The organism is Aeromonas caviae, from assembly GCF_000819785.1.
GTDB lineage: Bacteria > Pseudomonadota > Gammaproteobacteria > Enterobacterales > Aeromonadaceae > Aeromonas > Aeromonas caviae.
Genome location: NZ_CDBK01000075.1, coordinates 1 through 822, shown reverse-complemented (window position 1 = coordinate 822; position 822 = coordinate 1). Strand labels below are relative to the sequence as shown.

The 822-nt window shown below is 47.4% G+C and carries 1 protein-coding gene; it reads left to right on the top strand.

Translation table 11 applies throughout. The features are described from left to right. Positions 1-483: 483 nt before the first annotated feature. Positions 484-822: hypothetical protein (locus tag BN1120_RS21745; RefSeq protein WP_236727608.1), on the top strand; the 339-nt coding region annotated here is incomplete at its 3' end.

Genomic DNA, 822 nt, shown 5'->3' with positions numbered 1-822 from the left:
GCCCGGGCTCCCCTTGAAAGATGGCATGGATGTCGACGAGGTCGTTTTGTGCGCGCAGATCGCACTCAATGATGGCTTGGCATCATCCTTTGCCAGAGCGCGTCAAAAACCCATGTTGCAGTCTGTTTTTTGAACCACCCCTCTGGGGCAGAGATGGCAGATGGCTGATTGACCGACTTAGAGCTGTGCCAGCGACGGCATGGAGACGGCAACCAGAGTGAAAAACACGGTGAAAACGGCGGTAACTACGAACTCTTTCATGATTTTATCTCCCTTGGTTGGCTCATGATGGAACCAAGATACCACAACAGAACGATAAAACAACGAAAAATGTAATTATGAGGCGAAAATGGTTTGTCAGTGAAATACTACTGCATTTTCCCAAGTTTAAGGGCGTTTTTTGTCCTGGTAAGGGTTTTATGGTGATTTCAGTGAAAGTGGATACATATAAATCCTTTAAATACATCGAGTTATGTTGTTTTTGTGACTCTCTTCTTGATGGTTTCGATTGGGGTCTTTGTGGTGATCTCCATTTTTCAGCAGCAAAATGGCCTGCGGGATGCGCCGATTGATGTCGTCATAGGGAGGTTGGTGGTTGTCAGCCAGGTTTTGTCATCCCATGTCATGTTTTCTCACAACTTGTTTCCCAACCCCAGTCTGCAAGGCTGTTGCCAGCCAGGGTTATCCGATGAAGCCTCAATTTTCTGCTCATCCCAAACAGGATGGGAGCAAAAAGAGTACGAAAAAACGACAAAACGGCCGTCAAAGGAGCATAGAAGGAAAGGGGGGAAGGCGGGAAAATGGGGGGGCGATCTTCATGGG